A 13,366-nucleotide genomic window follows, 5' to 3' on the forward strand; every position below is an offset into this window, starting at 1 on the left:
CCCCGACTACCCTCCCGGACGGACGGTAGTCGGAAGCAGCGGCTCGCTCGCCGTGTGTCGCGGTGGGGCGGGACCGCGGCTCAGACGGTCTTCGCGGTGCGTCCGGTCACGGCCGCAGGCCGCCCGTGGGGGCCGGCGGACTGCGGGGCCGGTGCCGTGAGCGGTGGCTCGGTGCCGACCGGTGTCGTCGGCGGCTCCTCCGTCCCGGCGACGGACAGCGACCGGGGTGCGGCGGAGCGGTCGTCGGTGGCCCACCGCTGGGCGTCGGAGCCGTCGCGGTCCCTGACGACGATGCCGGCGTCCGGGGCGTCGCTCGCGGGCGTGACGGCGAGGCCCGCGCCCCAGCGCGGCAGCAACTCGCCGCCCACGGTGAGGTCGTAACGGACGTCGTCGGCGTGCGCCTGGCCCGCGTCGACGCACGGGGCGAGCGTGACGGCCCCGTCGGGGGCGTGGGAGTCGAGGCACATTCCCGGGTCGGCGACACTGCGCAGCAGGCCGTCGCTCTCGTACGACCACTTCTGGGTCCACGCCGACGAGCAGGTCGCCAGCCGGGTGCCCGCGCCGGCCCGCACCGTGCCGCGGATGTCGAGGCAGAGGCCGGCGGCGACGGCGCGCAGCCGGGTCTCCTGGGGGGCGACGGGAAGTCCGGCCGTGCCGGGCGGCGTCTGCGAGCGGGGCGAGGGGGCGCCCCCGCCGGCGCTCGCACTGGTCGAGGCGACCGGGTCGGCGCCACTGCCGTCGTCGGACCAGACTCCGGTGACCAGCAGGGTCAGCAGGACGGCCACGGTGGCGAAGCCGACACCGGCCAGCAGCGTCCGGGTGTTGTGCTCTCCCGCCGTGATCCTGCGGCCGGTGGCCGGGACGCGGGTGAGCAGCCGGTGACGTCCGCCGCCGCCCGGGCGCCGGCCTCGCGAGCCGGTGCGCGCGGGGTGCGGGGTGCGGCCGTGCCGGGAGTCGAGGTAGCGGCGGGCGCCCCAGCCGAGCACCGCCTCGGCCAGCAGCCCGCCGAGGCCGTCCTCGAACCGGCGGAGCTGTTCGGCGGCGGAACGGCAGTAGAGGCACTCGAGGATGTGCTGGTGGACCTCGGGCAGCAGGTCGCCGCCGCGGCGCAGGGGAATATCGAGGAGCCGGTTATGGAAGCGGCATTCGGGGTGCGGCGCGAGTTCCCGGTGGGCGCGTACACAGCCCGCCCGGAATTGTTCGCGTGCCTGTTCCAGTGCGGCCGCGGCCGTCTGGGAGTCCATGCCGAGCAGAACGGCCGGGACCGATATGTGTTCGGCTTCGACCTCGGTGTGCCAGAGCAGTGACTGGGAGAGTGGCGGCAGCGTGTGGAAAGCGTGTGCGGCGAGGGCGCTGTTTTCGGGGGTGGGGGACTTCGCGGCGCGCATACCGCGGGCCCCCGCGGGTTTCCGCAACTCCGGCAGAACACCGGATATCCGGTCCTCCGCCGCCCATTCCGCGACCGTGTCCCGGACCGCCACGAGAAGCCGCGGCCGCAGCGCCACGACGGAACGGGAGCGGGCGAGGTCGCCGAGCACCCGGTGGAAGGCGGCGGCGGTGGCCATCGCGGCGATATTGCCGGAGGAGGCGAGGCAGATGACGGCGTAGTCGTACGCCGCCTGCCAGTGCCGGGCCATCAGCAGTGCGACGGGCAGAGTGGTCTCGCCGACGGGCCGGCCTCTGAGCCGGGCGGCGAGGCTTTCGTCCGATTCTCCCGGTGCCGTGCCGGGACGGGGCGGATGGGACGGACGCGGGGGGTGGGGGGCGTGCACTGAGCGGGTTCCTTCCAGGGCGCAAGGCTGCACACGGAGTTCGGCTCGCCGAAAGGACCCGGTCGGTGGGCCTTTTCGGCGCCGGCGCCGGGAAAAGGTCGGGGATGACGGCTGCACGGCGACCGTCGGCGGATGAGCCTTTTGAGCTCGCCGGCGGCCCGGAATAGCGAGCAGCGATGCCGCCCCGGCCATTGCCCCTGCGCAGACAGGCCATCACCTTTGCACAGGACACTGATGACCAACAAGGCACTTGAACAACATCGGCAACAGGAAAGGGGAACGGGGAACCCTCGGCGCCAACTCCCCATTGCAGTAACCGTTTTCGCCGTCCCACGCACCCCGTGTGAACCGTGTGCCCGCACCGGTGCCGCACGCACACTCCCGTCCCGGCGAACTCCGTAGTCCACTGGGGACCGGCCTTCTCCACGGCCCCGCGCGGCACGGCGGCACTGCCGCGCGCAACGGGCCGCCGACCCCGATCTCCCGCCCTCGGTCGGCGGCCCCGAAGGCGGGCGGGACGGTGCCCGGTCAGATCTGCCAGGACCGCAGTCGGTCCGCGGCGCCGTAGACGTCGGCCTTGCCGGAGATCAGGTCACGGGTGAGGTCGACGAGGGCGCCGTAGGGCGGGTCGATGCCGACGCCGCTGACGAACATGTACGCGACCGCGGTGGCGCAGGCGAAGCGGGCGTTCGCGGCCGGCAGGGGTTTGAGCAGCGCGAGGGTGTGCAGCAGGGCGGCGGCGCGCCAGGCCGGGTCGGAGTCCACACCGAGGCGGGGCGGGTCCACGCGGTGCCGGGCGACCGCGGCGACCAGCGCGGAGAAGTCGTTGACGACGGGCTGGTCCGGCAGGACCTCTTCGTGACGCTGGAGCAGCCAGGGCACGTCGATGTGGATGACGGAGGTCATCGGTCAGGCGTCCCGCCCCTCGCCCTTCACGGCTGGCTCGTCGTCCGGGAAGGCCGCCGCGAACTCGTCGGCGTGTGTGGCGAAGAACCGGCGGAAGGCCTCGGCGCCCTCCTGAAGGGCCCGGTGGCGGGCGATGTCGGCCGCGGCGGCCTCGCGCACCAGGGCCTTCATCGACGTACCGCGCTCCTTGGCGATCTGCCGCAGGTCCTCCAGCTCCCGATCACTGAACTCCACGTTGAGGGCTGGCATGCCGACAACGGTACCGCGAGGGTACTTACTCGTAAATACCTCCAGGTCAGCAAGGGGTGAGGGTGGTACCGGCGGTCGCGCGGCACAACCGCCGGCACCTCGGGTGCCCGGCTCAGCCGGCCGGGGCCTCCAGCCGGCTGATGCGGACCGCGCCGTCGGCGGCGCCCGGGCGGGCGCTGGTCACCGTGAGGCGGAGGCGGGAGCCGCGGACCGCGTCGAAGGTGATCACTGTGGGGGTGTCGGAGGCGGTGGCCCAGTCCACGGTGGCGCCGGTGACGGGCACGTACCGGTCGCCGTCCCCGACGGAGACCTCGACCGAGGCGGGCAGGGCGTGGGTCGCGTCGACGGTGAAGGAGACCTCGACGCGGCCCATGGTCCGCCGGCGCCCGTAGTCGACCGCCACCCAGTCCTTCGGCCGGGCGCCGTCGAAGGCCGGCAGCAGGGCGGTGGCCGACTTGTAGAAGGCGTTGGACCACCCGGTGGCCGGGTCGCCGTCGAGCATGGCGGCCGGGAGGGTGTCGGGGCGCCCGGAGTAACTGGCGTCGGCGTGGGGATGGGTGGGGGCTGCCGGGGGGTCGGGCCGGAACACCGGCGCCGGGGTGAGGGCCGTGGACGGCGCGGCGGTGGTGCGGACGGTCGCGGTGGCGGTGCGCAGCCCGGCCGCGCGCGCCGTCACCTTCACGGTCCCCGCCCGGGTGCCCGAGCGGACGATGGCGAGCGCCTTGCCGTGGAAGGCGGTCCGGGTGGTGGCCTGGTAGCGTTCGGCGCTCTCCTCCCGGCCGTTGTCGAGCCCGGCGAGGGAGCCGCCCCGCACGTCGAAGGTGATCAGGTGCTCGGCGTCGGGCACCACCACGCCGTGGGCGTCGACGACTTCGGCGGTCACAAAGACGAGGGAGCGGCCGTCGGCGGCCAGCGACGGGCGGTCCGGGGTGAGGCGCAGGGCGTGCGCGGGCCCGGCGGTGCGCAGGACGTCGGTCGCGACCACCTTGCCGTCCCTGCGTGCGACCGCCTTCAGCTCCCCCGGCTCGAAGGGCACCTTCCAGGTGAGGTGGAGCTTGCCCGCGCTGCCGTTCGGGCTGGTGTAGCTGCCGGGGTAGGGACCGGAGGTGAACGTCTTGTCGTCGCCGGTCGCCTCGGTGGTCTCCAGGTAGCTGCGCCCGTCCGTGGTCTTCTTGGTGTCGAACCTCCTCGTCCCGAGGGACTTCCCGTTCAGGAACAGCTCGACGGTGTCGACGTTGGCGTACGCCCAGACCTCGACCGTGTCCCCCTTGTCGTGGTTCCAGGTCATGGGCACCAGGTGCACCATGGGCTCGCTGGTCCACTGGCTGCGGAACAGGTGGTACATGTCCTTGGGGAACCCGGCCGTGTCGACGGCACCGAAGAAGGACGCCTTCACCGGGAAGACGTCGTACGGCGTGGGCTCCCCGATGTAGTCGATGCCCGACCACAGGAACTGCCCGGCGAACCACTTCCGGTCGCGGTCCTTCTTGTGCCCGTACTCGCCGCTCATGGTCCAGGAGGCGAGGTTGTTGTCGTAGGAGGAGGTGGCGCGCCTGCCCGGGGTGTGGTTCTCGCCGGTGTTGAGGTGCTCGGGCCCCTGGTAGGCGCCGCGCGTCGAGGTCTCGGACGACGACTCCGACTCGAAGAGGAACAGGTGCGGGTAGGCGGCGTGCAGGGCGTCCACCGACTTGGCGGTGTTGTAGTTCAGGCCGAGCCCGTCGAGCTTGGCGAGCATGAGGTCGGCCGCCGAGCCCTTCTTCGGCACGCTGCGGTATTTGTCCGAGCCGATGACGAGCGGGCGCGTGTCGTCGGCGGCCTTGATCGCGCCGATGATCCGGTCCGCCATGGCGAGCCCGGCGGTGGACGTCGAGTCGGGGATCTCGTTGCCGATGGACCACAGGACCACGGCCGGTGAGTTGCGGGCCGCGAGCACCATCTCGGTGGCGTCCTTCTCGCACCAGTCGTCGAAGAACCGGTGGTAGTCGTACGTGGTCTTGCCGGTGCGCCAGCAGTCGAACGCCTCCACCATCATCACGATGCCCAGCTCCTCGCAGACCTGGATCATCTGCGGGGAGGGCGGGTTGTGGGAGGTGCGGAAGGCGTTGACGCCCATCGACTTCATGATCGTCATCTGCCGGCGTACGGCGTCGATGCTGATCGCCGCGCCGAGCGCGCCCTGGTCGTGGTGCAGGTCGACACCCTTGATCTTGGTGTGGTCGCCGTTGAGGGAGAAACCCTCGTCCGGGTCGAAGCGGAAGGAGCGGATGCCGAAGGTGGTGTCGTAGGTGTCGACGGTCCTGCCGCCGGCCCGCAGTTCGGTGTGCAGGGTGTAGCGGTGGTGCGGGGTCGCGAAGTCCCACAACCTGGGCCTGGAGACGGTGAGTTCGTGGGTCTCGGTGGTGGTGCCGGTGACGGTGGCCGTGGAGGACGTCCGGGCGACCGTCCGGCCGTCGGGGTCCGTGACCGTCGAGCGGATCTCCACCTCCCCCGCGGCGCCCGACTCGTTCACCACCGAGGTGCGCACCCGGACGACGGCGCGGGCGTCGGTGATGTCCGGCGTGGTGACGTGGGTGCCCCAGCGGGCCACGTGCACCGGCTCGGTGATGACCAGGCGGGCCTCGCGGTAGATGCCGCTGCCCGAGTACCAGCGGCTGCTCGGGAGCTGGTTCTGGACCTTGACCGCGAGCACGTTCTCGGTGGTGCCGTCGGTGTGCAGCAGATCGGTGAGGTCGAGGGCGAAACCGGTGTAGCCGTAGGGGTGGCGGCCGGCCTCGGTGCCGTTGCAGTAGACGTACGAGTCCATGTAGACGCCGTCGAACTCCACCGCGATCCGCTTGCCGGCGAGGGCCGGCGGCAGGGTGAAGGCGATGCGGTACCAGCCGAGGCCGCCGGGGAAGAAGCCGGTGCCGCTGGTGGTGCCGTGCTCGGTGGTGGGGGTCTGCTCGATGCTCCAGTCGTGCGGCACCGCGACCTCGCGCCATGCCGAGTCGTCGTACCCGGGCGCGGCGGCGTCGCCGAAGGCGCCCGTCGGGTCGGTTATGCCGCCCGGATTGACCAGGGCGAACCGCCAGCCGTCGCGGAGGGCGACCGTCCGGCGGCCCGAGGTGCGGGTGGCTGCCGCCGCCGGGTTGCTCCCGGCGCCGACGAGTGCGCCGGCCGCCGGGGCTGCCGTGCCGGCGATCAGGACCGATCTACGCGTGACCGTCATGGGCGGCTCTCCCTCATCAGGGCCCAGAAATACTCACAACTGATCGTTACCGAACAGATTCTGACGGTGCGACTCATGCGCCCGTCAAGAGTGCGGTGGCTTCCTTCCGCCTCTTCCGTCGCCTCGCCCCGGGCCCGTGCCCTTCGCCCGCTGGTGCCCGCGGGTTCACGGAGCCCCGGTTGGCACTACGCTGGAACACCAGTGACGCGCTCTGCTCACTGTGCGTGTGCGCGATGGAGTGGCGACGATGAGCTCCGGCTATCCGTTCGACGATGCCGACACGGCACGGGCGCTCATCGACGACGGGGGCGTCCTGGTCGAGTGGAACGAGGGCGCGCGCAGGCTGCTCGGCTACACGCCGGACGAGGTCCTGGGCCGGCCCGCGGCCCGCCTGCTGGCCGCCGGAGCGCAGACCGTCCTCCCCCGGGATTCCCGCTGGAGCGGTACCCTCCCCCTGCGGCACCGCGACGGACGGACCGTCTCCGTCTGGCTGCTGGTCCACCACCGGCCCGCGCGGGACGGCGATCACGGCGGCTGGCTGGTGGTCACTCCGCTGACGGGCGGCGGACGGCCCGCAGCGGACGATCCGCTGGCGCGGGCCGAGCTGACCCAGTCGCCCTGCGCCGTCGCGATCTACGACGACCGGCTGCGCCTGCACCGGATCAACGACCCCATGGCCGAGGTGATCGGCCTGCCCGAGGAGCGCCTGAGGGGTCTGCGCCTGCCCGAGATCGGCGGCCGGCCGCAGAGCGACGACATCGAACAGCACATGTACCGGGTGCTCACCACCGGCCGGGGCAACGACGTCCACACCTACGTGCCGATCGGCGACGACGGCAGCATGTACGCATGGCTGGCCCGGATGTCGCCGATCACGGACGCCGAGGGGCGGGTGCGGGGCGTGTGCGTGGCCGCCCACGACTTCACCGAGCAGTACCTGGCGCGGGAGCGGCTGCAGCTCGTCAACGAGGCGAGTGTCCGTATCGGCACCACCCTCGACGTCACCCGCACCGCGCAGGAGCTGGTCGACGTGTGCGTGCCCGCGCTCGCCGACTTCGTCAGCGTCGACCTGCTGGATCCGCCCGCCGAGGGGGTCGAGGGCTATCCGGCCTCGCTCACCGCCCCGGTCGCGCTGTGCCGGGCCGCCCACCAGTCGGTGACCCCGGGCTGCCCGGAGGCCGTCGTCGCACCCGGCCGTGTCGATGTCTACCCCAGCCCCTCACCGCAGGCGGACGCCCTGGTGGCCGGCCGGACGATCGTGGCGACGGGCGCCTCGCTCGGCCGATGGCTCGACTGGGACCCGGTGCGGGCCGCACGGGTACGGGACCACGGCATCCACTCCACGATGGCGGTGCCGATCCAGGCCCGCGGCGGAACCCTCGGAGTGGCCGTGTTCTCCCGTTTCCGGCGTCCCACGCCCTTCACGGCCGACGACGTGCTGCTCGCCGAGGAGGTCACGGCCCGGGCCGCCGTCTGTGTCGACAACGCCCGACGGTTCTCCCGTGAGCGCCGGACCGCGCTCGCCCTCCAGCGCAGCCTGCTGCCGCGCACGCTGCCGCGCACCGCGGCGCTGGAGGCCGCCTCCCGCTATCTGCCCGCGGCCCGCGCCGGGGTGGGCGGCGACTGGTTCGACGTGATCCCGCTGTCCGGGATGCGGGTCGCCATGGTCGTCGGCGATGTCGTCGGCCACGGCATCCAGGCCTCCGCGACGATGGGACGGCTGCGCACCGCCGTGCGGACGCTCGCCGACATCGACCTGGCACCGGACGAACTGCTCACCCACCTCGACGACCTCGTCATCCGCCTTTCCGGGGAGGCCGGTCAGGACGGCTTCACCGGCGAGGTCGGCGCCACCTGCCTGTACGCCGTGTACGACCCGGTCTCACGCCGGTGCGCACTGGCCCGCGCGGGCCATCCGACGCCCGTCATCATGGTGCCGGGCGAGCCGCCCCGGGCGGTCGAACTGCCGGCCGGGCCGCCGCTGGGCCTGGGCGGACTGCCCTTCGAGTCCGCCGAGATCGATCTGCCCGAGGGCACGGTCCTCGGCCTGTACACCGACGGGCTGATCGAGAGCCGCGAGCGCGACGTGGACACCAGCCGCGAGTTGCTCTGCGCCGCCCTGGCCGGACCGCCCGCCGCCGCGGACCCCGCCTGCGCCCCCGGCTCCCTGGACGAGGCCTGCGACCGTGTCCTGCACGCGTTGCTTCCCCTCGGCGGGGCGTCGGACGACGTGGCCCTGCTGCTCGCCCGCACCCGCGGGCTGCCCGCTTCCCAGGTGGCGACCTGGGACGTCCCCGCGGATCCGGCGCTGGTCGCGGCGGTCCGCAAACAGGTCGCCGGACAACTGGAGACATGGGGGCACAGGGATGCCGTGTTCACGGCCGAACTCGTGGTCAGTGAACTCGTCACCAACGCCATACGGTACGGCGAGCGCCCGATCCGGCTGCGGTTGATCCACGACGCCGCGACCCTCATCTGCGAGGTCTCCGACACCAGCCACACCGCCCCGCACCTGCGCCGGGCCAGGACCTACGACGAGGGCGGCCGCGGTCTGCTCCTGGTGGCCCAGCTCACCCAGCGGTGGGGCAGCCGCCACACCGCCGAGGGCAAGACGATCTGGGCGGAGCTGAACCTGCTCCAGGAGTGACACCCGGGCTCCCGCGCGGTCAAGGGCGGCCGCCCCCGCCGCCGTAGGGTCCCCGGCCGCCGTAACCGCCAAAGCCGCCCTGGCCGTTCGGCGCGCAGTACGGGTTGGAGCAGGTGCCCCCTTCGTGGGAGGAGGGCAGGCTCGTCCCCGGGTGGGGCGTGACGGGCGTGGGAACCGGCTTCGGGGTGCTCCGGGGAGCGGGCGTGGTCGTACGGAAGGGTGCGGCGCTCGGGGCCGCCCGGGCGGCCACCTCCTTGCCGGTGCCCCAGTCGACCGTCTGCATCCGCAGCGAGTTGGGCGCGTCGGTGAGCCAGCGCTGGGTGCCGTCCTCCGTGCGCGGCTTGACCACCAGCCCCGCGCCGGTGGAGGACGAGGCCGGGGTCAGGGCCAGGTCCTGGTTCCAGCGGGGGACGATCGCGCCCTGCACGGTGAAGTCGTAGCGGACGTTCTTCGACTCGGGCCGGGACTGCCCCGCGCACGGGGCGAGTTGCACCGAGTAGCCGAGGTGGGAGTCGAGGCACAGTCCGGGGGCGGCCACACTGCGCAGCAGCCCGTCCGTCTCGTACGCCCACTGCTGGGTCGCGGACGAGGTGCAGGAGACGAGCACGGCCTCCGCGCCGGCCACCGCCTGCGTCCGGTCGAGGCCGATGCACAACCCGCTGTCCTCGTTGCGCAGCCGGCCCTGGAAGGCTCCGGTGGGCACCTCGGCGGCGGCGCCCACCCACGAGGGCGAACCCGAGGCGCCGGCCCGTGCGCCGGGGCTCGGCGCGTCGGACGTTGCGGCGGTGCCGGGCACGGCGCCCCCGCCGGAGCGGGAGCCGGACCACACCACGAGCGGCAGCAGTACGAGCGCGCTCACCGTCCCCACGGCGAGGGCGAGCTGCCGGCGCTGCGAGGAACGGCGGGGCGCCTTGCGCGCCGCACTGGAGCGGGGGCCGCCGCCGGGTGCCTCCGCCGGCCTGTCGTCGGTTTCGGCGAGCGGGAGGGGCTCGGCGACGGGGAACCGCCGGTCCCGGTCGGCCGGGTCGGCCGGCGGCTCGGCGGCGGTGAACCGCCGGTCCGCATCGGCGGGGTCGACCAGCGGTTCTCCGCCCACGGGCGCCGCCGGGACCGGTTGGGCCGCCTGGCTGCGCGCGGCCGCCGCGTCGAGGTACGCCTGCGCGCCCCAGCCGATCACGCCCTCGGCGAGGAGGAGGGGGAGCCGGGCGTGGAAGCCCTCCAACTGCTCTACGGCGTGGTGGCAGTGCGCGCAGCCGTCCATGTGCAGGCGCAGGTCGGGGTCCAGAACGGCGTCGTCCCGGCGCAGCGAGACATCCAGCAGGCGGACGTAGCGGCGGCACTCCTCGTCGGGTGCGGACTCGCGGTGGACGTCCAGGCACGCCTCGCGCAGTTGTTCGCGCGCCCGCTCCAGCCTGACCTCGGCGTCGTCCGTGTCGATCCCCAACAGCGCTGCGGGCACGGCGAGTTCCTCACGTTCGACCTCGACATGCCACAGCAGGCAACGGGCCGGCTCGGTGAGCCTGAGGAAGGCGCGGGAGACCAGGCGCCGGTTCGGGGGCGGCAGCAGCCGTGCCACGGCGCGCTCGCCGGGGAAGGCCTCGGAGCGGAGGAGGGGGTGCAGCAGCTCGCGCCGGTGGTCGGTGTCCCATTCGGCCGCCAGGCGCCGTATGGCGACCAGCAGTTGGGGTCGCCAGGCCGCCGTGGGCCCGCCCTGGCGCGCGGAATCCTCGAAAAGCCGGGTGAACGCGGCGGTGGTGAGCATTCCGGCGGGATGGGCACCGTCCGTGCACAGCCGGGCGTAGGAGAAGGCGGCTTCCCAGTGGCGGTCGAGGAGTTCGCCGACCGGGTGGTGCACGGGCCTCTTCCCGGCGGACTTCTTCAGCTCGGCGGCGAGCTGTTCGTCGGTGACGTCGTACGACGGAACGGGGTCGGGGGAATGATGCAGACCCCCACCTTGCACGTCCACGTTCCTCCAAAAAGCCACGCGGGGTTTTTAGTACATACCAATGGAGGCACGACCCCGCCGAGAGCATTCGGGGGTGTCCATGGAAGGGTTGTCCGCAGGCCGAACACCGCCCTGGGCAGCTCTCGTGGAGCGGGGCGGGGATCGAAGCGCCTGCGTGCGTCGCGGTGAAAACGATGATCCGCGCGCGACGGGGACACCTTTGCACAGGTCGGCGAGCCTGAACAAGAGACTTCCTCAGTTTTGGTTTTCGCCCCGGGATTCAGTCTGTTGACGAAATGTCAGTCAACTCGGTGCCGGTGACCGAATTCCGCGCCCAAGAGGTTCCACCGCGCCCCGAGGCGAATTCCCGGTCACAGGCCGGGCGCAGGAAAACGCACCTGCCGGAAGGCCGGGCACCGGGCTCGATCCCGCGCCGGTGCGGCGGCGCGCCGTACGGCCGTGCCGCCGCACCGTCACGCGGTGAAGGCGAGGATGGCGTCCGCGACCGCCCGGGGGTTCTCCAGCAGCATGGCGTGCGTGCCGTCGATCGGGGCGACGGTCACGCCCGGCCGCTCCTCGGTGAGGGCGGCGAGATCCCGGGCGAGCCCCTTGGTGAGGGCGAGCATCATCGGATCGAACCAGTCCAGGCCGGGGACGGAGGGCACCTGCCGCTGGGCGCGGCCCAGGAGCAACGGCGCGGTCATCCGGCGGAACAGGGCGAACGCGTCCAGCGAGTCGATGACCTCGAGCATCTGCAGCGCCCGCTCCCGCCCCGGCCGCAGCTCCAGCGCCCCGTCGTCCCGCTGCCGCACGGAGCGCCGGATGCCGGCCTCCAGCAGTTCGTACGGGATGCCGAGGCGCTCGGAGATCGCGCGCTGCTCGGCGAGGAGGTCCTTGAGCCCGTCCGGGGGCAGCTTCCTGCCCTGGCCTTCCGCGCTCAACTCCCGTACCTGGGCGAGGTGCTGAGCCACGTAGTCCGGATCGAGGCCCACGTACTGGTCCGGGCGTCCCCAGCCGAAGCCGTCGAGGTCCACCGCCCCGGGGGTGACGCCCGGGTGCTCCAGCGCGTACAGCACGGCGAGCATGCCGCCGAAGGAGTGCCCGACGGGGAGAGCGTCCGGGACGCCGTGCGCCGTCAGGACCCGCTCGAGGTCGCCGAGCACCTCGGGCAGGCGCCAGGGCCCGTCCGGCGAGAGGCCGTGGCCGCGCAGGTCGACGGCGAGCACGCGGTGCCGGGCCACGAGGAGCGGGGCCACGGCGGCCCAGTCGGCGAGCGTGCGCCCGGCGCCGTGCAGGAGCAGCAGGGGCGGCCCGTCGCCCCCGTGGTCCTGGACGGCCAGCGCGATAGGGTCTCCGGTCATGGCACGACAGTAGAGCGTCGGCTCGGCGAATGCCCTGGTGGACGGGCGCGCGGTCAGGGGCGCGGCGCGAGCAGGTCCAGAGCCCGCTCCCAGCGGAACCGAGGGCGGGTGCCGTCCTCGGCGATGTCTCCGGCGTACGGGTCACCGAACCGCACCCCCATGCCGGTGAGCCGTTCGAGGCTCCCGCGATAGGCGGGGTGAACCGCCAGCGCCTCGCCCACGCAGGGCAGGACGGCGATCGGGACGCCGAGTCCGTACGCCTCGCACAGGGTGCCGAGGGCGAGGGTGTCGGCCAGGCCGGCGGCCCACTTGTTGATCGTGTTGAAGGTGGCGGGGGCCACGACCACCGCGTCGGGGTCCGGAAACGGCCGGGGGTCGCCCGGGGCGCGCCACGCGGACCGGATCGGGCGGCCGGTTCGCGCCTCGACGGCGGCCGTGTCGAAGAACCGCAGGGCGAGCGGGGTGGCGATGACGCCCACCTCCCAGTCCCGTTCCTGGGCGGCCGTGATCAGTTCCGGGACGTCCTGCGCGACGCCGGCGGCACAGACGACGACGTAGAGGAAGGGTTTCTTCTCGTGTCGGGTCACGCCTGCACCTTAGAGCTCCGCACGGTGATCACGGCGGGCGGACGGGTGGCCAGTTCGGTCAGTTCCGCTCCGCGCCGCAGGCCGCCGAGCTGGACGGGCACCGCCGGGTCGTCGAGGCGTTCCTCGCGGCGGCACGCGGCGGTGACCTCGGCGGGCTGCCGGCGGTGCCGGCGCCCGATGTCGTGCGGCGGGCCGATGCCGCGGCGCTGCCGCCGGGCGGGGCGCCGGAGCTGCGCGGGGCGAGGGCCGTGGCGGAGCAGACGGTGCTGCTGCGCGGGCGGGCCCGGTTCGCCGAGGCGGCGCTGGTGGACGGAGCGGTGGCGGCCGTGGTGGCGCCACTGGGCCGGCTGCGTCTGGTGCTGAAGGTGACGGTCGAGGACGGGAGGATCACCTCCTACGAGGCGATCGCCGATCCCGTACGGCTGCGCGGGCCCGCCCTCGCCGTCCTCGATGCGGGAGTCACCGCCCGGTGAGCGTCAGCTTCCCTTCTCGGAGAGGCTGATGGCGCCCACCGGGCAGGCGCGCGCGGCCTCCCGCACGAGTGGGTCGCCGCCGCCGTCCTCCTTGCCGGGCAGCACCTGGCTGAAGCCGTCGTCGTCCTGCGTGAAGACACCGGGTGCGGTCAGGGCGCACTGGCCGGCGCCGATGCAGACGTCCTGGTCGATGGAGATGGAGATGTCGGTCATGGCCG

10 protein-coding genes are annotated in these 13,366 nt (G+C 73.3%); 2 read left to right on the plus strand and 8 right to left on the minus strand.

The window, feature by feature from the left end; all coding sequences use genetic code 11:
• Positions 1-80: 80 nt before the first annotated feature.
• The 4 genes from ACZ4SW_RS21700 to ACZ4SW_RS21715 all read right to left on the minus strand — a co-directional run bounded on the left by ACZ4SW_RS21700 (position 81) and on the right by ACZ4SW_RS21715 (position 6,135).
• Positions 81-1,772 (minus strand): RICIN domain-containing protein, encoded by a 1,692-nt coding sequence (locus tag ACZ4SW_RS21700; RefSeq protein WP_468246581.1) that lies wholly within the window; start codon positions 1,770-1,772, stop codon positions 81-83.
• A 528-nt stretch (positions 1,773-2,300) separates the two neighbouring features.
• Positions 2,301-2,678, minus strand: a complete 378-nt coding sequence (locus ACZ4SW_RS21705) for a toxin Doc (protein WP_468246585.1) — start codon at positions 2,676-2,678, stop codon at positions 2,301-2,303.
• Between the two features lie 3 nt (positions 2,679-2,681).
• A complete protein-coding gene (locus tag ACZ4SW_RS21710; protein ID WP_468246589.1) occupies positions 2,682-2,927 on the minus strand; it encodes a hypothetical protein in 246 nt (81 codons plus the stop codon).
• Between the two features lie 112 nt (positions 2,928-3,039).
• Complete coding sequence (locus tag ACZ4SW_RS21715; RefSeq protein WP_468246592.1) at positions 3,040-6,135, minus strand: glycoside hydrolase family 2 TIM barrel-domain containing protein; 3,096 nt, start codon at positions 6,133-6,135, stop codon at positions 3,040-3,042.
• A gap of 247 nt (positions 6,136-6,382) precedes the next feature.
• Here ACZ4SW_RS21715 and ACZ4SW_RS21720 point away from each other — a divergent pair, with 247 nt between their 5' ends.
• On the plus strand, positions 6,383-8,782 hold the full coding sequence (locus tag ACZ4SW_RS21720; RefSeq protein WP_468246595.1) for a SpoIIE family protein phosphatase: 2,400 nt from the start codon (positions 6,383-6,385) through the stop codon (positions 8,780-8,782).
• 19 nt (positions 8,783-8,801) lie between these two features.
• Here ACZ4SW_RS21720 and ACZ4SW_RS21725 read toward each other — a convergent pair whose 3' ends face one another.
• The 3 genes from ACZ4SW_RS21725 to ACZ4SW_RS21735 all read right to left on the minus strand — a co-directional run bounded on the left by ACZ4SW_RS21725 (position 8,802) and on the right by ACZ4SW_RS21735 (position 12,675).
• Positions 8,802-10,742 (minus strand): ricin-type beta-trefoil lectin domain protein, encoded by a 1,941-nt coding sequence (locus tag ACZ4SW_RS21725; RefSeq protein WP_468246598.1) that lies wholly within the window; start codon positions 10,740-10,742, stop codon positions 8,802-8,804.
• Positions 10,743-11,200: 458 nt separating this feature from the next.
• Positions 11,201-12,088, minus strand: coding sequence for an alpha/beta fold hydrolase (locus ACZ4SW_RS21730; protein WP_468246606.1), 888 nt, complete (start codon positions 12,086-12,088; stop codon positions 11,201-11,203).
• Positions 12,089-12,141: 53 nt separating this feature from the next.
• On the minus strand, positions 12,142-12,675 hold the full coding sequence (locus tag ACZ4SW_RS21735; RefSeq protein WP_468246611.1) for a flavoprotein: 534 nt from the start codon (positions 12,673-12,675) through the stop codon (positions 12,142-12,144).
• 164 nt (positions 12,676-12,839) lie between these two features.
• On the opposite strand from ACZ4SW_RS21735, the gene ACZ4SW_RS21740 reads away from it, so the two are divergent.
• A complete protein-coding gene (locus tag ACZ4SW_RS21740) occupies positions 12,840-13,148 on the plus strand; it encodes a hypothetical protein (protein WP_468246615.1) in 309 nt (102 codons plus the stop codon).
• 3 nt (positions 13,149-13,151) lie between these two features.
• On the opposite strand, the gene ACZ4SW_RS21745 is transcribed toward ACZ4SW_RS21740, so the two are convergent.
• The gene (locus tag ACZ4SW_RS21745) at positions 13,152-13,352 is read right to left on the minus strand and encodes a ferredoxin (RefSeq protein WP_468246886.1); all 201 of its coding nucleotides are present in this window, start codon (positions 13,350-13,352) and stop codon (positions 13,152-13,154) included.
• Positions 13,353-13,366 lie beyond the last annotated feature (14 nt).

Source organism: Streptomyces sp. NPDC028331 (genome assembly GCF_055565775.1).

Excerpts from the sequence above, each read along its gene's own strand:
- ACZ4SW_RS21715 (WP_468246592.1), bottom strand. The coding sequence starts at position 6,135 with ATGACGGTCACGCGTAGATCGGTCCTGATCGCCGGCACGGCAGCCCCG.
- ACZ4SW_RS21705 (WP_468246585.1), bottom strand. The coding sequence starts at position 2,678 with ATGACCTCCGTCATCCACATCGACGTGCCCTGGCTGCTCCAGCGTCAC.
- ACZ4SW_RS21710 (WP_468246589.1), bottom strand. The coding sequence starts at position 2,927 with ATGCCAGCCCTCAACGTGGAGTTCAGTGATCGGGAGCTGGAGGACCTG.
- ACZ4SW_RS21720 (WP_468246595.1), top strand. The coding sequence starts at position 6,383 with ATGAGCTCCGGCTATCCGTTCGACGATGCCGACACGGCACGGGCGCTC.
- ACZ4SW_RS21730 (WP_468246606.1), bottom strand. The coding sequence starts at position 12,088 with ATGACCGGAGACCCTATCGCGCTGGCCGTCCAGGACCACGGGGGCGAC.